At 65.5% G+C, this 24,556-nt stretch carries 14 protein-coding genes and 2 pseudogenes; 7 read left to right on the forward strand and 9 right to left on the reverse strand.

Annotated elements, in window-relative coordinates:
* Positions 1–296: 296 nt before the first annotated feature.
* The 3 genes from A3M7_RS0115270 (at position 297) to A3M7_RS0115280 (ending at position 7,031) form a co-directional block, all read left to right on the forward strand.
* Positions 297–2,687, forward strand: coding sequence for an EAL domain-containing protein (locus A3M7_RS0115270; RefSeq protein ID WP_049823431.1), 2,391 nt, complete (start codon positions 297–299; stop codon positions 2,685–2,687).
* 303 nt (positions 2,688–2,990) lie between these two features.
* The gene (locus A3M7_RS0115275; RefSeq protein ID WP_027544720.1) at positions 2,991–4,289 is read left to right on the forward strand and encodes an MFS transporter; all 1,299 of its coding nucleotides are present in this window, start codon (positions 2,991–2,993) and stop codon (positions 4,287–4,289) included.
* A gap of 156 nt (positions 4,290–4,445) precedes the next feature.
* The gene (locus A3M7_RS0115280) at positions 4,446–7,031 is read left to right on the forward strand and encodes an EAL domain-containing protein (RefSeq protein WP_027544721.1); all 2,586 of its coding nucleotides are present in this window, start codon (positions 4,446–4,448) and stop codon (positions 7,029–7,031) included.
* 90 nt (positions 7,032–7,121) lie between these two features.
* Here A3M7_RS0115280 and A3M7_RS0115285 read toward each other — a convergent pair whose 3' ends face one another.
* The 4 genes from A3M7_RS0115285 to A3M7_RS0115300 all read right to left on the reverse strand — a co-directional run bounded on the left by A3M7_RS0115285 (position 7,122) and on the right by A3M7_RS0115300 (position 8,637).
* Entirely contained in the window at positions 7,122–7,502 is a 381-nt protein-coding gene (locus A3M7_RS0115285; protein WP_027544722.1) for a hypothetical protein, read from the reverse strand.
* Positions 7,499–7,702, reverse strand: coding sequence for a hypothetical protein (locus A3M7_RS44195; RefSeq protein WP_156936882.1), 204 nt, complete (start codon positions 7,700–7,702; stop codon positions 7,499–7,501). The genes A3M7_RS0115285 and A3M7_RS44195 overlap by 4 nt, the downstream gene beginning before the upstream one ends.
* 2 nt (positions 7,703–7,704) lie before the next feature.
* Positions 7,705–8,064 carry a hypothetical protein gene (locus A3M7_RS46570; protein ID WP_084302183.1) on the reverse strand — a complete coding sequence of 120 codons (360 nt, stop codon included), beginning with the start codon at positions 8,062–8,064 and terminating at the stop codon, positions 7,705–7,707.
* Positions 8,065–8,205: 141 nt separating this feature from the next.
* A complete protein-coding gene (locus tag A3M7_RS0115300) occupies positions 8,206–8,637 on the reverse strand; it encodes a hypothetical protein (RefSeq protein WP_027544723.1) in 432 nt (143 codons plus the stop codon).
* Between the two features lie 401 nt (positions 8,638–9,038).
* Between A3M7_RS0115300 and A3M7_RS0115310 the strand changes: the two genes are divergently transcribed.
* On the forward strand, positions 9,039–10,982 hold the full coding sequence (locus A3M7_RS0115310; protein WP_245284250.1) for a BTAD domain-containing putative transcriptional regulator: 1,944 nt from the start codon (positions 9,039–9,041) through the stop codon (positions 10,980–10,982).
* 3 nt (positions 10,983–10,985) lie between these two features.
* On the opposite strand, the gene A3M7_RS0115315 is transcribed toward A3M7_RS0115310, so the two are convergent.
* Complete coding sequence (locus A3M7_RS0115315) at positions 10,986–11,477, reverse strand: MAPEG family protein (RefSeq protein WP_245284251.1); 492 nt, start codon at positions 11,475–11,477, stop codon at positions 10,986–10,988.
* Between the two features lie 59 nt (positions 11,478–11,536).
* Between A3M7_RS0115315 and A3M7_RS48540 the strand changes: the two are divergent.
* A pseudogene (locus A3M7_RS48540) lies at positions 11,537–11,752 on the forward strand (hypothetical protein); the annotation flags it as partial.
* A gap of 122 nt (positions 11,753–11,874) precedes the next feature.
* Here A3M7_RS48540 and A3M7_RS44205 read toward each other — a convergent pair.
* Positions 11,875–17,052, reverse strand: coding sequence for an S-layer family protein (locus tag A3M7_RS44205; protein WP_049823426.1), 5,178 nt, complete (start codon positions 17,050–17,052; stop codon positions 11,875–11,877).
* Complete coding sequence (locus A3M7_RS0115330; RefSeq protein ID WP_156936883.1) at positions 17,042–20,338, reverse strand: autotransporter domain-containing protein; 3,297 nt, start codon at positions 20,336–20,338, stop codon at positions 17,042–17,044. Before A3M7_RS0115330 ends, A3M7_RS44205 begins: the two co-directional genes overlap by 11 nt.
* A 278-nt stretch (positions 20,339–20,616) precedes the next feature.
* On the opposite strand from A3M7_RS0115330, the gene A3M7_RS0115335 reads away from it, so the two are divergent.
* Entirely contained in the window at positions 20,617–22,302 is a 1,686-nt protein-coding gene (locus A3M7_RS0115335; RefSeq protein ID WP_027544727.1) for a winged helix-turn-helix domain-containing protein, read from the forward strand.
* 63 nt (positions 22,303–22,365) lie between these two features.
* Here the strand turns inward: A3M7_RS0115335 and A3M7_RS51250 are convergent.
* Positions 22,366–22,449, reverse strand: a pseudogene (locus tag A3M7_RS51250) (autotransporter outer membrane beta-barrel domain-containing protein); the annotation flags it as partial.
* An 87-nt stretch (positions 22,450–22,536) separates the two neighbouring features.
* Positions 22,537–23,148 carry a TetR/AcrR family transcriptional regulator gene (locus A3M7_RS0115340; RefSeq protein ID WP_027544728.1) on the reverse strand — a complete coding sequence of 204 codons (612 nt, stop codon included), beginning with the start codon at positions 23,146–23,148 and terminating at the stop codon, positions 22,537–22,539.
* 133 nt (positions 23,149–23,281) lie between these two features.
* On the opposite strand from A3M7_RS0115340, the gene A3M7_RS0115345 reads away from it, so the two are divergent.
* The gene (locus tag A3M7_RS0115345; RefSeq protein ID WP_027544729.1) at positions 23,282–24,514 is read left to right on the forward strand and encodes a cytochrome P450; all 1,233 of its coding nucleotides are present in this window, start codon (positions 23,282–23,284) and stop codon (positions 24,512–24,514) included.
* Positions 24,515–24,556: the final 42 nt, after the last annotated feature.

The following is a 24,556-nucleotide window of genomic DNA, read 5'->3' on the forward strand; positions in this document are numbered from 1 at the left end:
GCGGAAACGATAGTTATGCGGGCTGAACAGGTCGCTAACCGGCGCCGCGCCGACGATCCGTAAGACTCCGGGTAAAACCGGCAAGTTACTGCCAGTCTGCTGCAACTTTGCAGGTCGATCGTTAACTAAGCCGCGCAATCCCGGACGACCGGGTTCCGAAATTTTGCAGTTCTTAACCCCGATCCTTGTCCGATAGTGGCTCCGGCGGCTCAACCAGAAGTTCGTGCCGCCGCGCCGATGGGGACTTGCGGATCAAGATGGGCGGTCGCGATCAGAACGATCAGGATCGGAAACGGATGACCGGATGGTGGCGTGTCGCGCCGCTGCTCGGGCTCTATCGCCCTGCGCTGGTCGCGGTTGCCGTCGGCCTGCTGTTCTCGGTCGTGGGCGCGGCCGCCGTTGCGCGGTGGGAAAACCGCGTCAACAAGCTCGAGTTCGAGAACGCGGCCGAAACCGAAGCGATCGTCATGCAGAACGGCATGAGCGAGTATATCTCTAGGCTCGTCGCGCTGCGCACGCTGTTCGAATCAACCAACGAGGAAATCACCCGCAGCGAATTCGAGACCTTCAGCACCCGTCTGTTCGAGCGTCATCCCGGCATGCTGCGAATCGCCTGGCTGCCGCGCGTCAACCGCAAGGAGCGCGCCGAATACGAGGCCGCCGCGATCATGGACGGCGTGCCCGACTATCGGATCAAGTCGCTCCAGGGTGATGCCTTCGCGGTCGCGCCGCAGAGCGACGAATATTTCCCGGTGTTCTACTCGACCCAGCCCAAGACCTCGCAGGTCTACGGCATGGATTACGCGACCGTCCCGGAACGTCGTGCGGTCCTGGAACGGGCGCGCGACAACGATCGGATCGCGGCCCTCCGCACCCGCCTGTTCGAACCCAAGGAGGGCGGCCGGCTGCCCGACGTCCTCGTGGCCATTCCCGTCTACGCCAAAGGGACGTCGCGCGAGGCGGTCGCGGACCGGCGTCGCAATCTGGCCGGCTTCGTCGTCGGCGTGTTCGACCTGCCGGTGCTGGTCCAGTCCATTCGCGTGACCACCGGCGCAAGCCCCGCAGTCAGCGTCAACGTCTATCCGCCCTTCACGGGACAGATCGTCAGCCTCGAACAAAGCCTGCCGGATTATTCGTCGGCCGCCACGGCGCCGCAGTCGATGCGGGACGTCGCGCGGGCCCTGCACTGGTCGGGCAGTCTCAAGATCGGCGACACCGACTGGCAGGTGCGCGCCATGCCGACGGCTGGCGGCGCGCTCGAGACGTCCTACGATCGCGCGGTCGCGGTCCTCATCGTCGGCATGCTGCTGACGCTGTCGCTGTCGGCTTATCTCATGCTGGCAAGCCGCAATTCGCGGCGCCTGTCGCTGGCGAACCGTCGGGTGCTCGAGCTCGCCCAGACCGACATCCTGACCGGTCTGCCGAACCGTGCCTTCTTCCTCGCCCGGCTCGACGATCTCAACGGCCAGCTCAACGACAGCGGTTCGACCTTCTCGATCCTGATGCTCGATCTCGACCGCTTCAAGAACGTCAACGACTCGCTCGGTCACGGCGCCGGCGATGCGCTGCTGCGCCAGGTGGCGCAGCGGCTGAAATCCGCGCTGCGCGCCACCGACGTCTTGGCGCGGCTCGGCGGCGACGAGTTCGCCATCATCCAGGAGGGCTGCGAGGACCAGCGCGTCTGCTCCACCGAGCTGGCGGGACGGATCGCCAAGCTCGTGGCCGAACCGTTCCTCCTGCCCGGACATCGTGTCGAGATCGGCACCAGCATAGGCATTGCGATCGCGCCGGACCATGGCAGCGACCAGGAGCAGTTGCTGAAGAAGGCCGACCTTGCGCTCTATCGCTCGAAGTCAGCGGGCCGCAACTGCTTCACCATCTACGACGAGGCGATGTCGGCCGAGCTCGAGGCGCGCAGCACGCTGGAAGGCGACCTGCGCGACGCCATCGCGCTCTGCCAGCTCGAGGTGCACTACCAGCCGTTCGTCGATGCGGCCGGCGGCCAGCGGCGCGGCTTCGAGGCGCTGGTGCGCTGGCGCCATCCGAGCCGCGGCCTGATCCCGCCGGACCAGTTCATTCCGCTGGCCGAGGAGACCGGGCTGATCGTGCCGCTCGGCGAATTCGTGTTGCGGCGCGCCTGCGCGGATGCGGCCGGCTGGCCCTCCGGCCTCGCGGTCGCGGTGAACCTGTCGCCGATCCAGTTCAAGGAGGCCGAGCTGTTCGAGATGATCTGCGCGGCGCTCGCCGATTCCGGCCTGCCACCGCAGCGGCTGGAGATCGAGATCACGGAATCGGTCCTGCTCGAACGCGGCGTCGAGAACCTCGCTTTCATGGAGCGGCTGAAGAGCATCGGCATCGAGCTCGCGCTCGACGATTTCGGCACCGGCTATTCGTCGCTCAGTTATCTGACCACGTTCCCGTTCGACAAGATCAAGATCGACAAGTCGTTCATCCGCAACCTCACGCATCAGCCGCGCAGCTCCGCCATCATCGCCTCGATCCTGACGCTGGCGCGCGGGCTGGACATGTCGGTCACCGCCGAGGGCGTCGAGACATGCGAGGAGTTCGAGCGGCTGAAAGCGCTCGGCGTCAATTTGGCGCTAGGCTATCTGTTCGGGCGTCCGCAGCCGGTCGACCAGATCGCATTCGACGAGTCCGTCCGGCCTTCGCAACTCGACGCCGCCTGAGCCGAAATATCTCTGAGAGGCCGTCATGCCCGGGCTTGTCCCGGGCATCCACGTTCTTTGTTCCGCGTGGGTAAGGCGTGGATGGCCGGGACATAGGCGAGCGGAAGCGACGCCGTCCTTCGCATAGGCGAGCGGAAGCGACGCCGTCCTTCGGACGGCTGTGCCCGGCCATGACGCTGTGGAAGCTGCGGAGCAAATTCCCAAGTGCGATTCTCCCGCGCGATACGGGCATCCGCGAAAAGCGCTTGACCCGGGCGTCCCCGGATGGTCGGTAGGATCGTCTAGGGATGAAATAAGCACAACATGCGGCTTCCGTTCTTCTACGGCTGGGTCGTGGTCGCGGTGACCTTCGTCACCATGGCCATCGGCGTCAACGCACGCACCGCGTTCTCGCTGTTCTTTCCGCCGATCATCTCCGAATTCGGCTGGGAGCGCGGGATCACCGCAGGCGCATTCTCCTTCGGCTTCGTGGTGTCGGGCGTGGTCAGCCCGCTGATCGGCCGCCTGATGGACCGCGCCGGTCCGCGCGCGGTGATGGAGCTCGGCGTCGTGCTGATGGGCGGCGGGCTGCTGCTCGCTCCGCTCACCAGCGAGCCCTGGCATCTCTACGTGACCATCGGCGTCATGGTCGGCGCCGGCAGCGTCTGTCTCGGCTATTCCGGCCAGTCGCTGTTCCTGCCGAACTGGTTCATCCGCAAGCGCGGCTTTGCCATCGGCATCGCCTTCGCCGGCGTCGGCATCGGCTCGGTGACGCTGCTGCCATGGGTGCAGCACATGATCGAACAGACCGGCTGGCGCACGGCCTGCACCGCGATGGGTCTGCTCATCCTGATCGTGCTGGCGCCGATCAACCTGTTCCTGCACAGGCGCCCCGAGGATATCGGCCTTCGACCGGATGGCGATGCCGCGCCGGTCCCCGGCGCCGCAAAGCCGGTCTCCAACATCGTCGATCCCGTCTGGGTCGGCACCGAGTGGACGCTCAAGCGCGCCGTCGGGACGGCGCGGTTCTGGTGGATCGCGGTCGGCTATTTCTCCGGCCTGTACATCTGGTACGCGGTGCAGGTGCACCAGACCAAGTTCCTGCTCGATATCGGCTTCAGCCCCGGTGTCGCGGTGTGGGCGCTTGGCATTGTCAGCCTGCTCGGCATTCCCGGCCAGATCGTGCTGGGCCACGTTTCCGACCGCATTGGACGGGAATGGGTCTGGGCCATCAGCTGCGCGGGTTTTGCGATCTGTTTCGCGGCACTGATGGCGCTGAAGTTCGAGCCTTCGCTCTGGCTCGTCTATCTCATGGTGTTCGCGCAAGGCGCGCTCGGCTACGGCCTCACCTCGATCATGGGCGCGGTGGTGTTCGAGATCTTCCAAGGCAAGCACCAGGGCAGCATCTTCGGCACGATCATGCTGGCGGCCCTGGCCGGCGGCGCGGCCGGTCCCTGGCTCACGGGTTTTCTCCATGATCGCACGGGCGATTACACGCTCGCCTTCGCCATCGCCATCGTCGCGAGCGCACTGTCGGCGCTGTCGGTATGGCGGGCATCGCCCGGCAAGGTGCGCGCTGTGGCCGGCCGGCTGCACAAGCTCCAGGGCGCACGCGCGGAGTAGGTTCCACACGCATCGGATTACCTTCGTCTCTTTCGCGGACCGTTAAGCATGCCGCGTCTTGGCGGGACGCGGCGGGACTGCAAAAACATCTTGGACACCATCGAAGCGCTAGCCTCGATCGATTTCTGCTTCTTCCCGATGACTCCGGGTCCAACGATGTCTGCCTCCGATCGTCTTGTGACAGAAACTCCGGAACTGCTGCTGGCTGCGCTCGAACGCGCCGACGATGGCGTCGTCATCGTCGATGACGCGCAGCGCATCACGCACTTCAACAGCGCCGCGGAGCGGATCTGGAAGCTCGCGCGCACCGAGGTGCTCGGTCGCGATGCCGGCCTTCTCACCCTCAAATGCCTCCAGGCCGGCGCGGTCACGGATTTCCGCGACGAGATCAGCCTCGTGCGGCGCGACGGCAGCCGCATCAAGGCGGCCATCACGCTGTCCTCCGCGACCATCGATGGCGCGGTCCATCACATCGTGTTCGCCCGCGACGTCACCGCGGAGGCCGAGCGCCGTGTGCGGATCGGGCTTCTCCACGCCGTTTCCGACCAGACCAACCGCGTGGTGATCATCACCGACACCGAGCAGAACATCGTCTACGTCAATTCGGCGTTCACTTCGCTGTTCGGCTATACCAGCGCGGAGGCCGAAGGACGCCGCGCGGGCGAGCTCATCGCCGGCCGCCACACCGATCGCAAGGCCGTCGCCAAACTCGTCAAGCGTCTGATGCATGGCGGCCGCCGCGGCGAGGCCGAGGTGCTCGCCTACGACAAGGACGGCGAGGAGATCTGGGTCTGCGCCCGGATCGATGCCTTCCGCGACAAGAAGGGCAGGGTCAGGCACATCTTCGCGCTGCTCGAGGACATCACCGAGACCAGGCAGCTGCGCTCGCTCCAGCAGCTCATCATGAGTTCGCTGGCCGACGAGGTTCCGATTACCGAGATCGCCGACCGGCTGTGTCGCCGCGTCGAGGAGATTGCGCCCGACGTCGTCTGCTCGCTGCTTCACGTCGATGCCGCAGGCCTGATCCACCCGCTCGGGGGTCCGAGCCTGCCCGAGGACTATTCCCGCGCATTGGACGGCGTTGCGATCGGCCCCGATGTCGGCTCCTGCGGAACGGCTGCCTATTATGGCGAGCCGGTCCTGGCTGAGGATCTCGACACCGATCCGCGCTGGCAGCCCTACAAGGCGATGCCGCTCGGAATTGGCCTGCGCGCCTGCTGGTCGACCCCGGTCAAGGCCAAGGACGGAAGGGTCATCGCCACCTTCGCCTTCTACTACCGGGAACCGCGCGCGCCGAGCAACTGGCACCGGCGCATCGTCGATGCCTGCGTCAACCTCGGCGCGTTTGCGATCGAGCGTAAGGAGGCGCGCGCGGAGATCGCGCGGCTCGCCTATCACGACATCCTCACCGGCCTGCCCAACCGCGCGCAGCTGCGGCACCTGATCTCGGCCGCGATCGACGCCTGTCCGACCGGCAGCCACGTCGCGCTGGCCTTCCTCGACGTCGACCATTTCAAAGACGTCAACGATACGCTCGGTCACGCCGCCGGCGACGAGCTCCTGATCCAGCTCGCGCAGCGGCTGCGCGAGCAGATCGGGCCCGAAGACATCCTGGGCCGGCTCGGCGGCGATGAATTCGTCGTGCTGCTGCCGCATCGCAACGCCGAGAGTGCCGGGCGTGTCGCGACCGGGATCACCGAGGCGCTGGCTGCGCCGTTACGGCTCGGATCCAGGCAGATGCAGATGTCGGCCAGCATCGGCATCAGCCTCTATCCCGATCATGCCACCGACATCGACACGCTGATGCAGCAGGCCGACGCCGCCATGTACATGGCCAAGCAGGCCGGACGTTCGACCCATCGGCTGTTCAGCGCCGAGATGAACGGGTTGACCGAGCAGCGGCTGGCGCTGATCGCGGCGCTGCGCCGTGCCATCGCGGAGGGCGAGCTCACGCTCAGCTACCAGCCGCAGATCCGCAGCTGCGACGGCGCGATCCATGGCCTCGAGGCGCTGGCGCGCTGGCATGATGCCGAACTCGGCGACGTCTCGCCGGCAAAGTTCATTCCGCTTGCCGAGGAATGCGGCCTGATCGAGCAGATCGGCCTGTGGTCGGTGCGCGAGGCCTGCCGGCAGATGGCGAGCTGGCGCCGCGCCGGGCTCAACATCCCCTGCGTGTCGGTGAACCTGTCGCCGATCAATTTTCGCAACGTCACGCTGGCGGCGCGGCTGGCCGACATTCTGGCCGAATACGGGCTGCCGCCGGACGCGCTGATGCTGGAGATCACCGAAGGCGCGTTCATGCAGGACAGCGTCGCCGCGATCGAGACGATGAACGCGATCCGCGAGCTCGGCGTCGGGCTCTCGGTGGACGATTTCGGCACCGGCTATTCCAGTCTCAGCCGCCTCGCGCACCTGCCGATCCGCGAGCTCAAGATCGACCGCAGTTTCATGCGCGACATCGAGAAGGACGCCGGCGCGCTCGCGATCGCCACCGCCGTGGTGCGCGTGGGGCAGGGCCTCGGCATGACCGTCGTCGCCGAAGGCGTCGAGACCGAGGCGCAGCGCAAATTGCTGGCCGATCTCGGTTGCGACGTCGTGCAGGGCTTCCTCTACGCGCCCGCGCTTCCCCCGGTCGCGTTCGAGCGCTGGCTGATCGAGCACTGCGCCGAGCAGGCGAGGGCGATGCCGGGCCGGCTCGATGCTGCGGCGGCGGGGCGCGACGCGGTGAAGCGCTCGGCGTAGAGCTAATCGGCCCGCGAAGGCGTGCCACGGAGTCCATGCTCATCTTCCTTGTGATCCATGGAAACCGCCGGCGGTGCCCGCTCGCAGTCATCAGTTTTGCGGCACGAAACGGCCGAAGGAAGGCAGTCTGAGACAAAGCTTGATGATGAGAGGAAGCGCGAGCACGGGAATGACGCACGCGGCGACATAGCCCTCCGCGAGTGGCGGTAGACCGAAGCTCGCTGCCGCCCACACGAGAGTGACGTTACGGTTTCCGGTCACGAGGCCTATTGTTCCGGCGGTCTGCAGCCCCAGCCTGGCGAAGGTGAGAGTAGCGAGCGCGCACAACCCGAAATTGGCAACGATTGCCGCGACGAGCATCATGTCGAAACGCAGGGCATTGCTGGTCCATTGGGCGCTGATGCCCTGTGAAGTGGCTAGTCCAACGATGATGAGTCCGATAACGGCGATCCTCGCCACCGCGATGATCAAAACAGTCCGGCGCTCAAATCCAGGCCATCGGTCAGCGAGAGCACGAACACGAAAGCGCAGGCTCCGGCCAGCAGCAGAGCGTGTTTCGCCACGTCGGCGCGGGTGACCGAGACGACGGTCCGGGAAATCGCGTTGATGATTGCTGTCACGTCGGCCTCTCGATCTTTCACATCCAATGAAGCAGCTTTCGTCGCCGGCACCGTCAGTCGCCCCAGGCTGCGACGACCAGGGAAGGATCACCTTGCTCGGGTGCCGCGCGCGCAATGAGGGTGCCGCCAATCACGTGAACGACGCCGAATCCCAGAAGGATGAGGACCATCAGCTGTGTTTCGCTCAATCGTCCCACGTTCTTGCCCCTTCGTGTGTTCAGCAACTGACGAGCGTGCGTTTTCGTGTCCGGCGATGGCGTCGGGTCGCAAAGGTTGATTTCGACCCGATCGGAACCAAGATGCCGGTAGCGATGAATGACGTCGGTTGCCTCTCGGCGGCGGGATTCGTGAAGTGCAGCGACGATCGTTGATGCCAGGGAACTCCGAGGTGGCGCGGGCACGTCGATCTTCATGGCTATTCTCCTGATGCTGCGCGGCATGGCGCAGGTGGGTGCGTGCGTGCGCCGGACCCGCCTGAGACGATTGAGACCTGCATCGAAATCTGCCGCCGCGCTTGCCGGCATGGCCACTACGGCGGCGTTCGCCCGGTTCGCTTACGTCGATCCCGGCGTGGGCCGCGAAAATGGCGACGATTGCTGGTCGCATCCGGCTGGGCTGCGCGTGAGCAGGATCGGCTCCCAGAAGAATCGGGTGGTTTCGGACGTCGCCTCGTGCAGGCAAATCCCGATGTCTCTGAGGTATTCGGGCTTGTGCCTGAGGTCGGCAAGCAGCTCCGCCCTGAAGCGGGCGCGCTGGTACCAGGCGACGAACAGCGTGAGGGGCGCCAAACCGCGCAGATGAAAATCCTTTGCGGGGGGAATGGTGTCGGAGATGCGTACTTGGGACTTTGCCAGCGGCGCATTCGCGGCCTCAGGAAACGACGCGCGACGACTGGGCCTTGCAGCTTCATCCCAATCGAGAATTTGATCGTCCAGATGGGTCAATGCGATCTCCTGTTTGATGGCCGTTGTGACGCCGGATTCCATCAGTCGCCTCCGAAAAGGAGCGGTGTGACGGGAGGTGCCGAGTCCGAAGCCGCCCCGGCATGCGGAGCGGCAAAGGCCGTCAGTGCGACGTCGATCCCCGCAAGGACCATGAAAAGAACGGCGATCGCTGCGAGGAGGTGACGCGCGCACATGACTGCTTTCCGGATGAAATTGCCGAGCGCGGCTTCACCAATCGGCATCCCGTCGCAATGGGATCAGAACCTGCAGTCGTCTTCGCTGGCGTTATTCAATCGTCATTGGCGCGTTAATAATGTTCGCAAGGCTGGCAATTGCTGTAGAGTGTATACCCAACGGGTGCGTGTGATTGAATCGGAGGCGGCGTGGTCAGAGCTACATCTGCGGCGTGCCCAAATTTTAATCTCTCACTTCTGGGGCGTTTCGTGCTGACGGGGCCGGATGGTGCCGTCAGCCTGCCGAACAAGAAGCTCGCGGGGTTGCTGGCCTTTCTGGCCTGCATGGCTCCTGACTCGCAGTCACGCGAAAAACTCTCGACCTTGCTGTGGGGATCTCACCTCGATGCGCAAGCGAAGCAAAATCTGCGACAAGCGCTCTTCAAGCTGCGTCAAATCTTGGGTCAGGATGCGCTGAAGAGCGATGGCGAACTCGTATCGCTGAATGCCGCTGTGATCGCCTGCGATGTGAGCCAGTTTGAGGAGCTTGTCCAAGACGGCAGCCGCGATGCATTGAGTGCGGCGGCGGACCTCTATCGCGGGCGCCTGGCTGACGACGTCAGCGTCGGCGAAGAAAGCTGGAGCGAATGGGTCGCCGGCGAACGCGAGCGGTTATCGGAGCTCGCTCTGGGCGCGATGGTGACCCTCGGTGGGCATGAGCTGTCTGAGGGGCGTGCGGAGCAGGCCCTGCGAACCGGCCAGCGCGCCAATGCACTCAACAACCTGCGCGAAGATTCGCATCGCTTGATCATGCGCGCTTTGTCCGCAACGGGACGTAACGCCGAGGCGCTCAAATACTATCGGGACGTCGTTGCTTTGCTGAAGCGCGAGCTGAGCACCGAGCCTGATCTTGCAACCAGGTCGCTGGCCGCGGAACTGCGCAGCAATCAGGCGCAGAACGTCGCGCCGGCTGCAGGTGAGGTCGCGCCGGAGGCCTCACCCCCGCTGGCGCTCGTCATGCACGACGAGAAGCCGTCCCTGGTGGTTCTGCCGTTCAGCAACATGAGCGGTGACCCCGAGCAGGACTATTTCGCCGACGGCGTCACCGCGGACATCATCACGGCCCTGTCGCGCTTTCGCGCCCTCGTGGTGATTGCACGCGGGACGAGCTTTGCCCTCCGGGACAAGGGAATGACCAGCCAGCAAATTGCGCAACAACTCGGTGTCCAATACGTCTTGAGCGGCCAAATACGCAAGGCCGGCAACCGCATTCGCGTGTCGGCCGAGCTGACCCATAGCGGCAGTGAGGCTCAGGTCTGGTCCGATCGCTATGACCGCCCACTGACCGACATCTTCGATCTGCAAGATGACGTCAGCAGCAGCGTCGCTGCGGTCGTCGATCCCGCCGTTCGGAGCGCCGAGATCGAACGAGCACGTCGGAAGCAGCCAACCAATCTTTCTGCGTACGACCTCTATTTGCGTGCCCTTCACCACCTCTGGGGCGGCACCCGCGAGGATATCACCAAGGCGATCGACCTGCTTCGACAGTCTCTCAGCCTTGATGAGGCGCGCTCGCCGACGCTCGCGGCGCTCGCCTGGGGACTCGTCATGGCTTCGCCGCTTGGCGCACGCACGTCGCCGGACGCCACGACCGAGGCGCTAAGTCTGGCGCGCCGCGCCGTCGAGCAGGACGGTACGGACGCATTTGCCCATGCGGTCTACGGCTTCACGCTCTTTGGGCCGGCCGGCGACAACGATCAGGGGCGTATTCACGCCATCGAGGCCGTGAGGCTCAATCCCAGTTCGGCCTTCGCGTGGGGTACGCTCGGAATGATCGATAGCATGGCAGGCGACTACGAGAACGCACTCGCGTGCCTTCATCGTTCTCTCGTTCTCAGTCCCTACGACAGTATGCTGCATTTGTGGATGACAGGATTGACGGCGTCTTGCTTTGCGCTCGGGCGCCATGAGGATGGCATCGCCTGGGCACGCAAGTCGGTTCAGCACAATCCGGGCAATGGCACCGGCCATCGTATGTTGGCGGCCAATCTGGTCGCCGCCGGCCGCCTGGAAGAAGCTCGCGAGATCACGCGGCGTCGCGATGCAACACAAAAGACAACGATCCGCGATCTGCGCGCCATGCGCTTCTTCAAGCAAGACGATGCTCTCGCACGCTATCTTTCGGCCCAGCAGGTTGCCGGTGTGGCCGATTGAGCGTCAAGCGCCGAGTGCAACGAGAAGCGTGCGACCGGTCATGAAGATGAGGATGAGCGAACCGACCGTCCACAGCGTCGCGCGAACTTCGTGGATTTGCCCGGTGAGATAGGCCAGAAAATGCAGCAGGCGTGAGGCAACGTAGCCGTAGAGCAGCCACTGCGCGAGCCGCAGCGACGGCTGTGTGAGGATATAGAGCAGGCCCGCGACCAGGAAGTACGGCAAGCTCTCGAGATCGTTCATCTGGATCCGGCGGATCCGCTCGACACGTTCGTTGGGAAGAAGCTGCGCTGGATCTGGCGCAGGATTCATTGGGGTCTTCTTGATGTCCTCCGGCGAACGGTAGCCCCCCTTGGCTTGCACCATACGGATCACGGTCAGCCATGACATCGCCACGGCCTTCATGATCATCAGGGTGGCGGCAACGGCATAGGTGGCGAAAAGGGGATCGTGAAGACTCATTCGGTCCAATTTGGCCCCCTCTGACGTTTCCACGTGACATGCGCGACCGCGTCGCCAGCAAGCAAAGGACGTCACCAGTCCGCGTATAGCCCGGCGCGCTCGCGAACGCCACCGCCGTGGTGCGCGTGGGGCAGGGTCAATTGCCGGCGGAGCTCGGCTGCGACGTCGTGCAGGGCTTCCTCTATGCCCCCGCGCTTCACCCGGTCGCATTCGAGCGCTGGCTGATCGAGCACTGCGCCGAGCAGGCGAAGGCGATGCTTGGGCGGCTCGATGTTGCGCCGGCGGTTGCGGTGAAGCGGTCGGCGTAGGGCGTGTACCTCGCAATACCGATCTGCCCGAAGCGCGTGCCATGTGCGCTCTGTCCCTGGGAGCGGACAAGGGCAACTCGCCTTAACGAGGGAGCTATGGGCCACAGCCGGAAGTCATTCGCTTACCACGTATAGCGCATGACACCCTTGCCGGCGTAGGAGCGGGTCACCTGCGAGAACTCGCCCTCGAAGGTGGCGGCGAGCGAGATGCCGCTGATGAAGGTCATCTCGGCCGAGGCGGTGGTCAGTGCGGCGTCGCGCGCTGCTGCCGCGCCGTTGACGACAAAGCTTGCTCCGGGCAGGGCGATGAACGTCGCCGATGCGGCGCGGTCGGTGTTGAAGTCGTGCGCCCAGGCGGCACGGCCACGCAGCGTCAGCATGGCACCGCCGACCGCATAGGATTTGTCGGTGCGCAGGCCGAGTTCGCTGCGGGTGTCGGTGACGCTCTTCGAGCCATAGGCCAGCGCGAAGGTGTTGGCGCCGGAGATCGCCTGTTCGGCATAGGCGGGCAGGTCGAAGGTGGTGAATTGTCCGGCAGCATAGGGCGTGAGGCCGACGCCGCCGGCCCATGGCGTGACGTAGCGGTAGCCGCCTTCGACACGTCCCGAATACGCGTTCGCATTGAACGCCGCGCGCAGCCGATCGACCCCGGTGATCGTCGCCGTGCGATCCGTCGTGACGTCCTGCCAGCCATAGGCCAGCGCGCCCGAGAGATAGGCAACGCCGACCGTGTGGTGCACGAAGGCGCCGGCCTGGAACAGGTCGGATCGGCCGCTGCCGCCACCCGTCACGCTGAAACTGGTGCCGCCGCCGGCGAGCGCGAAGCCGGCAATGGTGTTGGGCGAGAAGCGGTAGTCGGCGCCGACCGCGGTGCCGAACAGGCGGCTCGTGGTGGCGTTCGATCCGAGCGCCGCATTGCCATCGGTGGTCTGCGAACCGCCGAAGCCCGCTGCCCACACGCTCCAGCGCGGATCGTAAGTTTGCGCCAGCGGCGCCTTGGTGAACATCGCGTAGGCATCGCGCTCGCTCCGCGAACGACCCTCCCCCTTCGATGCGTAAGCGAGGCTTTCCCCGGCATAGGCATTCGGCGCTCCGCCCGCACCGACGCCATCGCCGCGGCCCGCGAGGAACGGATCGATCATCACACCCATGAACTGGTTCATGGCGTTGAACGTGGTCTGCTGCGATCCCGCCGCGGTCTCGCCGGAGGCCTGGGTCAGCCCGGTGGGCGTGAGCGCGCTGTAGACCAGCGGGATGCCGCCATTGCTGTTGAAGAAGTTGACGATGGCGTTGCCGACGGCCTGCTGGTTGCCGCTCAGGCCGCGGCCCGGCGGCGGAACGAAGTTCAGCACCAGATTGAGGTAGGCGTCGTTGCCGTCGTAGCTCAGGCTCGATTTGAAGCCGGCCGGCAGGTTGGTGTTCACCAGCGAACCGAACGTGCCAGTCACGCCGCCCGTCGCATGGACGATGGTGTATTGCTTGGCGACATATGTGCCCGCGGCGAATGAGGCGTTCACGGCGGCGCCGCCCAGCGTCGCCACGCCCGTGACGTTGGTGCGGTCGGCATTCGATGGCGACACCTCGACCATATAGCTCGAGGCCGCCGTGAACGTCAGGCTGCCCTGCACGGTCAGCAGCCCGATCGAATTGCCCGGCGCCAGCCTGCCGCCATTGATGGTGGTGTCACCGACGATGCCGTTGCCGCCGAGCGTGCCGCCGTTGTTGACGGTTACGCCGCTCGACGCGGTGATCGAGCCGTTCACCGCCAGCCTGCCGCCATCGACGCTGGTAGCGCCGGTATAGGTGTTGACGCCCGACAGCGTCAGCGTGCCGCTGCCGGTCTTGGTCAGCGAGCCGGTGCCGGTCACAGCGCCGGCATAGTTCGTGTCGGTCGCCTGATCGATCGCGAGCGCTGCCGCTCCCAAGGCGACGGTGCCGCCCGTGCCTGACAGCGACGACATGGTGAGATTGAAACCGTTGAGATCGAGCGTGCCGCCATTCACCGCATAGGCGGTATTGCCCGCGAATGCCCCGGCGGTGCCCGCCCGCAATGTGCCGGCCTCGACGGTGGTGCCGCCGGTATAGGTATTGACGCCCGACAGTGTCAGCATGCCGCTGCCGGCCTTGACGAGCGCGCCGGTGCCGCCGATCGCCTGGGAGACCGTCGTGTTGAATCCGTTGGTGTCGAACGTGCCGCCGCCCGCGTTCAGTGTGATGGCGCGGGTGTTGGCCAGATCGAAGCTCGCGCCGAACTGCAGCGTACCGCCGCTGAACGTCAAGCCGCCGGTATTGGCGCCAAGGTTGTTGTCGGCCGAGATCGCCAGCGTGCCGGCATTGATCGTCGTGCCGCCGGTGTAAGTGTTCGCGCCCGACAGTGTCAGCGTGCCGCTGCCGGTCTTGGTCAGCGAGCTGCCGGTGCCGCTAAAGAAACCGCCGTCCTGGATGACGCCGGAAAACGTGGTCGAGAGATTGTTGCCGCCGACCGCCAGGTTTTTCGAGCCCAGAGAAACGCTGCCGGCGCCCTCGATCGAGCCGGCCGTGGTGCCGCCGGTCGTGAGCCCTGAAATGTCGAGAAGGCCGGTGCCGTTCAGGATGAACCGCGCGGTTCCACCGCTGGCGCCACCAGTTATGATGCTGCCGCCGCCGCTGTTGGTGGTGATGGTGGCGCTGCCGGCCGTGCTGCTGGCGCTAAAGTTCAGGAAGCCGCTGTTGATGATGGTGGCGCTGCCGGCCGTGCTGCGGTCGTTGAACTCCAGGGTGCGGTTGTTGGTGATGCTGGCGCTGCCGGCCCTGCTACTGTCGAAGAAGTCCAGGAAGCCGTTGTTGGTGATGCTGGCGCTGCCGGCCGTGCTGCTGTCGTTGAAGGCCAGGCTGTTGGTGATGGTGTTGGTGATGGTGGCGCTGCCGGCCGTGCTGGCGTCGTGGAAGGCCAGGGTGTCGTTGTTGGTGATGCTGGCGCTGCCGGCCGTGCTGGCGTTGCGGAAGTCCAGGGTGGCGTTGTTGGTGATGCTGGCGCTGCCGGCCGTGCCGGTGCCTTCGAATATCAGAAAACGGTTGTTGGTGATGCTGGACGATGCGATCGAGCCGCTCACCGCCAGCACGCCGCCATCGACGGTGGTAGCGCCGGTGTAGGTGTTCGCGCCCGACAGCGTCAGCCTGCCGGCGCCGGTCTTGGTCAGCGAGCCGGTGCCGGTAACAGCGCCGGCATAGATCGTGTCGGTCGCCTGATTGATCGCGAGCGCTGCCGCTCCCAAGGCGACGGTGCCGCCGGTGCCTGACAGCGACGACATGGTGAGATTGAAACCGTTGAGATCGAGCGTGCCGCCATTCACCGCATAGGCGGTATTGCCCACGAACGCCCCGGCGGCGCCCGCCCGCAATGTGCCGGCTTCGACGGTGGTGCCGCCGGTATAGGTGTTGACGCCCGACAGCGTCAGCGTGCCGCTGCCGGTCTTGGTCAGCGAGCCGCCGGTGCCGCCAGAGAAACCGCCGTCCTGGATGACGCCGGAAAACGTGGTCGAGAGATTGTTGCCGCCGACCGCAAGGTTTTTCGAGCCCAGAAAAACGTTGCCGGCGCCCTCGATCGAGCCGGCCGTGGTGCCGCCGGTTGTGAGCCCTGAAATGTCGAGAAGGCCGGTGCCGTTCAGGATGAACCGCGCGGTTCCACCGCTGGCGCTATCAAATAGGAAGCTGCGGCCGCCGCTATTGGTGGTGATGCTGGCGCTGCCGGCCGTGCTGCTGGCGTTGAAAAACAGGCTGCCGCCGCTGTTGTTGGTGATGGTGGCGTTGCCGGCCGTGCTGGTGGCGTTGAAAAACAGGCTGCCGCCGCTGACGTTGGTGATGGTGGCGTTGCCGGCCGTGCTGGTGGCGAAGAAATTCACGAAGAAGCCGTTGTTGCTGATGCTGGCGCTGCCGGCCGTGCTGGTGTCGAAGAAGTCCACGCCCCCGGTGTTGGTGATGCTGGCGCTGCCGGCCGTGCTGCTGTTGTTGAAGGCCAGGAGGCCGATGTTGGTGATGCTGGCGCTGCCGGCCGTGCTGGTGGCGAGGAACCGCAGGAGGCTGTTGTTGGTGATGCTGGACGACGCGATCGAGCCGCTCACCGCCAGCTCGCCGTCATCGACGGTGGTGGCGCCGGTGTAGGTGTTCGCGCCCGACAGCGTCAGCGTGCCGATGCCGGTCTTGGTCAGCGAGCCGGTGCCGGTAACAGCGCCGGCATAGCTCGTGGCGGTCGCCTGATCGATCGTGAGCGCGGCCGCTCCCAAGGCGACGGTGCCGCCCGTGCCTGACAGCGACGACATGGTGAGATTGAAACCGTTGAGGTCGAGCGTGCCGCCATTCACCGCATAGACGGTATTGCCCACGAACGCCCCGGCGGCGCCCGCCCGCAATGTGCCGGCCTCGACCGTGGTGGCGCCGGTATAGGTGTTGACGCCCGACAGCGTCAGCGTGCCGCTGCCGGTCTTGGTCAGCGAGCCGCCGAGGCCGGAGTCCTGGATGACGCCGGAAAACGTGGTCGAAAGGTTGTTGCCGCCGACCGCCAGGTCTTTCGAGCCCAGAAAAACGTTGCCGGCGCCCTCGATCGAGCCGGCCGTGGTGCCGCCGGTCGTGAGCTGTGTAATGTCGAGAGCGCCGTTGCCGTTCAGGATGAACCGCGCGGTTCCACCGCTGGCGCCACCAACTAGGATGCTGATGCCGCCGCCGCTGTTGTTGGTGATGGTGGCGTTGCCGGCCGTGCTGCTGTCGGCGAACATCAGTGAGAAGTTGTTGGTGATGCTGGCGCTACCGGCCGTGCTGCTGCCGAAGAAGGCCACGCCCCCGGTGTTGTTGTTGGCGATGGTGGCGCTGCCGGCCGTGCTGGTGTCGAAGAATTGCAGAGTGCCAATGCTGGTGATGCTGGCGTTGCCCGCCGTGCTGCTGCCGAAGAAGCCCAGGGTGTCGTTGTTGGTGATGCTGGCGCTGCCACCGTTGATCACGATGCCGGCGCCGGTGAAACTGAGCGACTGGCTGCTGCTGAAGCTATAGTTCGACGCGCCCGCGTTGAACGTCCAGCCGCCGACGCTCGTTGAGCCGGCCGAGAATGACAGGTTAGTGACGCCGGATGTACCGAAGAAGGCGGTGCCGGTCGGCACCGCGCCCGGGGTCCAGTTGGCGGCGGTGTTGAAATCGCCGGTGCCGGGACTGGCGAGCCAGGTCGCGTCCTGCGCACGCGCCGGTCGGCCTGTCGCCACCGCCAACGCCACCACGGCCAAGCCCGTCGACGCCAACAGCGCCCGGCGCAGGTTCAGATATTCACCACGCATATCGCACCACACCCTTGCCGGCGTAGGAGCGGGTCACCTGCGAGAACTCGCCCTCGAAGGTGGCGGCGAGCGAGATGCCGCTGATGAAGGTCATCTCGGCCGAGGCGGTAGTCAGTGCGGCGTCGCGCGCTGCTGCCGCGCCGTTGACGACAAAGCTTGCGCCGGGCAGGGCGATGAACGTCGCCGATGCGGCGCGGTCGGTATTGAAATCATGCGCCCAGGCGGCGCGGCCGCGCAGTGTGAGGATCGCATCGTTGACGGCGAAGGACTTGTCGGTGCGCAGGCCGAGTTCGCTGCGGGTGTCGGTCACGGTCTTGCCGGCGTAGCTGAGCGCGAAGGCGTTGCTGCCGGCGACGGCGGTTTCGGCATAAGCGGGCAGCGCGATGGCGGTGACCTGGGCGGCGGCGTAGGGTGTCAGACCAAGCCCGCCGAGCCACGAGGTCACAGTGCGATTGCCGGCTTCAAAACGCCCCGAGAACGTGTTGGCATTAAAGTGCGCCTGCAACTGATCCGCGATGACCGTGCGGTTGGTGTTGACGTCCTGCCAGCCGTAGGCCAGCGCACCCGACAGATAGGTCGCGCCGATGGTGTGGCGCACGAAGCCGCCCGCCTGGAACAGGTCGGAGCGCCCGGAGCCGCCATTGGCGACGCTGAAGCTGGTGCCGCCGCCGGCCATCGCGAAACCGGCGACGGTATCAGGTGCAAAGCGAAAGTCGACGCCGGCGGCGACGCCGCCGATACGGCTGCTTGAGGTGTTCGAACCGGCGGCCGCGTTGCCATCGGTGGTCTGCGAACCGCCGAAGTCCGAGGCCCACACGCTCCAGCGCGGATCGTAGGTCTGGGCCGCCGGCGCCTTGCTGAACATCGCATAGGCGTCGCGCGCCGCGCGGCTCTTCGCCGTCGAGGCATAGCTGTTCGCGCTGCTTTCATCGGCGAACGACGATGCGTCCTGCGCATTGAAGCCGCGGCCGAACGTAAATGGATCCGTCATCACGCCCATGAACTGGTTCATGGCGTTGAACGTGGTCTGCTGCGATCCCGCCGCGGTCTCGCCGGAGGCCTGCGATAGCGCATTGAGCAGGCCGCCACCCGACAGCGCGAACAGCGCATTGAAGCCGGCCGGCAGGCTGCCGCCCGCGAGCAAGGCGTTGTCGATTCCCGCCGCGACGTTCCTCTGGTTGAGGGTGGCGGCGCCGGGCAGGATCGGCGACAGCAGGCCGGGATCCAGCGTCAGCAAAACGTTGCCGCCGATGTAGCTCAGTCGCGCGTTGCGGGCGAAGCCGGGCGTGCTGACGGTGGCGAGGGTGGCCGAGCTGAAGGCGCCCGTCGTGCCGGCCGAGGTCAGGATGGTGTAGGTGGTCGTTGCGGACAAACGCGTCAGCGGATCCACCACAACCGTGCCGGCGAGCGTCGCGGTGCCGGTGACCACCGTCTTGTCGGCGCTGGTGCCGGACACCTGCACCAGATAGGCCGAGGCCGCGGTCAGCGTCAGGCTCCCGCTGACCGAGAGCGTGCCGATCGAATTGCCCGGTGCCAGCGCGCCGCCGTTGATCACCGTGTTGCCGACGATGCCATTGCCGCCGAGCGTACCGCCGGCATTTACCGTCAGCAGGCTGGACGACACGATCGAGCCGTTCACCGCCAGCGTGCCGCCGTTCACTTCGGTCGCGCCGGTATAGGTGTTGATGCCCGACAGCGTCAGCGTGCCGGTGCCGATCTTGATCAGCGATGTCCCGGTGCCGATCCCGGTGCCGGTGAGCACGCCGGTGACGTTGCTCGACAGGTTGTTGCCGCCAACCGTCAGTTCTGCGCCGTTGAGGTCGAAGCGGCCATTGCCGGCGAGCGAGCCGGCGCTGATCCGGCCGTCGCTGGCCGGGCCGGGGGTGAAAAAGTTGATGACGGCGCCGGGCGCGGTGTTGATCAGCTGCGCGTTGCCGGCCGTCGAGTTGCCGTCGAACAGCACGTTGCCGCTGTTGGTGATGGTGGCATTGCCGGCCGTGGTGTTGCTGTCGAACGTCAACTGGTTGGTGTTGGTGATGGTCGCGTTGCCCGCCGTGCTATTGGCGGTGAACAGTAACTGGCTGTTGTTGGTAATCGCGGCACTGCCTGCCGTACTACCGGCGTTGAACGTTAACTGGTTGTTGTTGGTGATGGCGGCACTGCCGGCCGTGCTACTGAAGTTGAACGCTAACGAGGCGTTATTGGTGATGGTGGCGTTCCCGGCGGAACTGGTGTCGTTGAACTCCACGACGCCGCTGTTGTTGGTGATTCTGGCCGTGCCGGCATTGCTGCTGTTGTAGAAAAGGGTGACGCCGGTGTTGACGATGCTGGCGCTGCCTGCCGTGCTGGAGTTATTGAATTGCACGGTATCGGTGCTGGTGATGCTGGCGCTGCCGGCCGAACTGCTGTTGTTGAAAATCACGTTGCCGCTGCTGGTGATGGTGGCAGCGTCGGCCGTGCTGGTGCTGTAGAAATTCAGATTGCCGTTGCTGGTGATGCTGGCGCTGCCGGCCTTGCTGCTGCCGGCGAAAATGATGTCGCCGAAGTTGTTGACGATGCTGGCGCTGCCGGCCGTGCTGGTGGCGTTGAAAACCAGGCCGCCGCCGTTGGTGGTGGTGATGGTGGCGCTGCCGGCCGTGCTGCTGCCGAGGAAGCCCACGTTGGCGTGGTCGTTGGTGATGGTGGCGCTGCCGGCCGTGCTGGTGTTGTCGAAATACAGGCTGCTGCCGTTGGTGGCGGTGATGCTGGCGCTGCCGGCCGTGCTGGTGGCGTTGAAATGCACTTCGGCGCCGTTGTTGGCGGTGATGGTGGCGCTGCCGGCCGTGCTGGTATTGTTGAAAAACACCCTGCTCCAGCTGCTGTCGGTGGCGAAAATGGTGGCGCTGCCGGCCGTGCTGGTGTTGTTGAAAATCAGGTTGCCGCCGTTGGAGGTGGTGATGCTGGCGCTGCCGGCCGTGCTGGTGTTGTTGAAAATCAGTCTGCCGCCGCTGTCGTTGGTGATGGCGGCGCTGCCGCCCTGGATGTCTATGCCGGCGCCGGTGAAACTGAGCGACTGGCCGTTGCCGAAGACGCCGAAGCTATAGTTCGACGCGCCCGCGTTGAACGTCCAGCCGCCGACCGTGGTGACACTCGAGAACGACAGCGCGGTCATGCTCGAGGTGCCGAAGAAGGCGGTGCCGGTCGGCACCGCGCCCGGGGTCCAGTTGGCGGCGGTGTTGAAGTCGCCGCTGCCGGGCGCGAAGTTCCACGTGGCGTCCTGCGCCGCGGCCGGCAATGCCGACGCCATGACCAGCGCCGTCGACGCCAGCAAAACGGTCCGCAACCGGCGGACGGTGTCCGTTGGCCTTTTGAAGTTCCCCGACACCATAGTCCCTCGTCCCGCGCTGCGAGTTCCGCCGCAACGGCCCCAATATTGTTGTCGTCGAGGGTGCCTCGCAGGCAGTGTTGGTGTCCTGACGCGGGGCGGGTGCTTTTCTGACCCTTTTCTGACATTCGCGTTGTGTTTGCGGTCTGGTGGCGATTTCTGATATTTGCTGCCGCATCAGACGTCCCGGGGGAGGCACGGTGCTCCGTTTTGCTGGCTTTGAACTGGATCGGGCGCGAATCGAGCTGCGCGGGCCCGACGGCGAAGCCATCAAGCTTCGCCCGCAGACCTTCGCGATGTTGACGCTGTTTGCCGCCAACGCCGGACGCGCCCTCAGCAAGCGGGAGTTGATGGAGGCGGTCTGGCCGAACGTTCATGTCGGCGACGACAGTCTCTTCAAATGCATTCGCGAGCTCCGAACGGCGCTCGGTGACGATCGGCGGCAATTGATCAAGCTGGTTCCCGGCCACGGCTACAGGCTGGACGCCGAGGTGATGAACGAACCCGCCGGCGGCGCGGCTGCCCCTCCCGCCGACAGCGCGGAACCTGTCGCGAACGTGGCGACCGAGGCTGAGCTTGCGAAACCACGGTGGTCTCGTTTTGTCCAGCGCGGCCCGGCGGCGCTCGCCGCCGTCGCGGTGCTCGGCGCCGCGTTCGGCTTTGCGATCGCGGCGCCGATGTTTGGCCCCGGCCTCTTCATATCCAGACCACCGGCCATCGCCGTGATGCCGATCACCGGCTCCGAAGCCGACACCGTCCCGACGGCGGCCGCTGTCACCATCCGCCTCGCTGACGGGCTGGCGAAGATCGAGAATATCCGCGTCGTGACGCCGGAAGCGGGCAGCGATTCGCCGCAGGCGGCCTCGGCGCGCCCGGCGCAAGCGGACTTCGTCTTGAGCAGCGAATTGCAGAACACCGGCCCGACATGGGAACTGCGCGCCCGCCTGACCCGGACCGCAACCAAGGAAGTGGTCTGGTCGGCGCCGGTGTCGGTCGCGACCGGCGAGACGGACCTGGCCTTGCAGCAATCGCGGCTCGCGGCTGGCCTCGGCCATCTGCTCGCGCTGCGCCTCAATGAGCTGGTGCAGGCCGGCGTGCCGACCGATGGCGCAGCCAAGGGCGTGGTCGAGCAGGCCACCGCTCAGATCAACCAGACCAGCAAGGAGCGTTTCGCGGCGGCGCAGACCATGCTGGAAAAAGCGCTCGGCGATCATCCCGACAATGTGGACATCCAGGTCGCGCTCGCCGCGCTGCAACTGCGCGGCATCCAGATGGTCTGGTACAGCCCGGCCGATGCCGCGGCGGCGGAGAAGAATGCCAAGGCGATGCTGGAGCGCGCATTGCGGAGCAGGCCGGTTTCCATTCCGGTGCTTCAAGCCTATTGCCGCTTTCTCAACGCCACCAACGCATTCACCGAAAGCCTGGTGGCTTGCGCCAGGACGTTGGCGTTCGACCCCTGGGACGGAATGGCGCTGTACCACATCGGCCTGGCGCAACTTCCACTGGGCCGGTTCGAGGACGCGCTGGCGACGTTCAAGCAAGCCGACCGGTTTGATACGCCGCCGGTGTCGCGCTGGACCTGGCTGCTTGGCGCGGGAGTGAGCTACCTGATGATGGGCCGCGACGAAGAAGCATTGCCCTGGCTGCAACGGTCCGTCGCCATCACGCCGGCCTCCGGGCGTCCGCTCGTGCTGCTGGCCGCGGTCTACCAGCGGTTGGGCCGCACGGACGAAGCACATGCGGCTTTGACGCAAGGCTTGAAGCTGCGGCCCGGTTCGACCGTGAGCAACATCGGGATCCCGACCAAGAATGTCAGCGCCGCTTATATGGAAGCGCGCGGCCGGATCGAACAGGCGCTGATCGCGGCCGGGTTGCCGGAACGCTGATCGGCGGCGGGCGCGCCTATAACGCCTGCCTGACGCCGAGGCGGTCCAGGTGAGGCAGCTTAATCACCACGTATAGCGCGCGACGCCCTTGCCGGCGTAAGAGCGCGTCACCTGCGAGAACTCGCCTTCGAACGTTGCTGCGAGGGAAATGCCGCTGATGGACTTGCCGGAGTACCCTGCTTAAGTCTGCTTTATCTCCGGAAGCGGACATAAGAAGACACGCCCCCAGCCACCTCACTCCGCCGCCAACCCCGTCCTCCGCCGCAAATCCGTAATCGCCCGCAAAAAGCTGTCGGCCGGCGTTGTCTCCGGATCGATCAGCCGGTGCAGGCGGAAGCCGTCTTCCAGCGCCAGCACGACGGAGGCCATCCATGGCGGGTTCAGATTGTCGTTCCGGCCGTTGCTCTTCAACGTCGCCTCGACGATGTCGGCGATCAGCTTGCGCCGCGCGCGCAGGCGTTTTGCGAGCTCGGGCCGGCGCTTCTCGGCGCGCGCGACGTAGAGGATCATCTCCATGTGCAAGAGGGGCGAGCGGCCGAGCGGGTCCTGCCGGCTGCGGTCCATCGTTCGCAGCGCGGCGATGAAATCGTCGAGATTGTCGTGCTGGGCGAGGATGTCCATGTTGCGCCGGATCGACTGCGCGACATGGTCCTCGAGCATGGCGATGATCAGCTCGTCCTTGCTCTTGAAGTTCGAATAGAACGCGCCGCGGGTGAAGCCGGCGGCGGCCGCGATCGCCTCGATGCTGGCGCCGCCGATGCCGTCTTCCTCGAACACCCGCGCGGCCGCCTCGAACAACTTGTCGCGCGTATCGTCCCTGGTCGGCCTGGTTCTCACCCTTGACATCGGACCAGTTTAGGGCAGAATGCAACTCGATACAACAATGTATCGAGTTGATAATTTCAAGGGGATGGTTACGCCGCGCAAGCCGGGGGCTGCCGGCGTATTCGTGTCATGCGGCAACCGATTTGAGGTCACCATGAACGAGCAAGCGCAACCCGCCGGCGGAGATCCGCTGTTCAATCCGCTGTCGCCGGACTTCATCCGCAATCCCTATCCGCATTACGAACGGCTGCGCGCGATCGATCCGATCCATGTGACACCGTTCGGCCAGTTCGTCGCAAGTCGCCACGCCGATGTCAGCCTCGTGATGCGCGACAAGCGCTTCGGCAAGGATTTCGTCGAGCGCTCCAAGCGCCGTTACAGCGAAAAGATCATGGACGAGCCGGTATTCCGCAGCATGAGCCACTGGATGCTGCAGTCTGATCCTCCGGATCACACCCGCCTGCGCGGCCTCGTCGTGAAGGCCTTCACCGCGCGGCGCGTCGAGGACATGCGGCCGCGGATCCAGGAGATCGTCGACCAGGCCATCGACGCCGTGATCGACCGCGGCCACATGGACCTGATCGAGGATTTCGCCTTCCGCCTGCCCGTCACCATCATCTGCGACATGCTGGGAATCCCCGAGGATCATCGCGAGGTTTTCTACAAGAGCTCGCGCGACGGCGGGCGGCTGCTCGACCCCGTGCCGCTCACGCCGGAGGAGATCGCGAAGGGCAACGCCGGCAACATGATGGCGCAGATGTATTTCCAGCAGCTGTTCGAGCTGCGCCGCAAAAATCCCGCCGACGACCTCACCACCCAGCTGGTGCAGGCCGAGGAAGACGGCAACAAGCTCACCAACGAGGAGCTGACCGCCAACATCATCCTGTTGTTCGGCGCCGGCCACGAGACCACCGTCAATCTGATCGGCAACGGCCTGCTCGCGCTTCATCGCAACCCGGACCAGCTTGCGCTGCTCAAGGCGCGGCCGGAGCTGATCGTGGGTGCGATCGAGGAGTTCCTGCGCTACGATTCCTCGGTGCAGATGACCGGGCGCGTCACGCTCGAGGACATCGACGATCTCGGCGGCAAGAAAATCCCCAAGGGCGAGACCGTGCTCTGCCTGCTCGGCTCGGCCAACCGCGATCCGGCGGTCTACCCCGATCGCCCCGACCGGCTCGACGTCACCCGTCCCAACGTCAAGCCGCTGTCGTTCGGCGGCGGCATCCATTTCTGCCTGGGGGCCCAATTGGCGCGGATCGAGGCCGAGATCGCCATCGCCACGCTCCTGCGCCGGCTGCCGGATTTGCGCATCGACGACGTCGAGAACCCGGAATGGCGGCCGACCTTCGTGCTGCGCGGCCTGAAGAGCTTGCCGGCGAGCTGGTGAGGCGGCGGCACGCGTTAACCTCCGCGCGCAACAGTCGCTGTG

The sequence above is a fragment of the Bradyrhizobium sp. WSM2254 genome (assembly GCF_000472645.1).
Classification (GTDB): domain Bacteria; phylum Pseudomonadota; class Alphaproteobacteria; order Rhizobiales; family Xanthobacteraceae; genus Bradyrhizobium; species Bradyrhizobium niftali.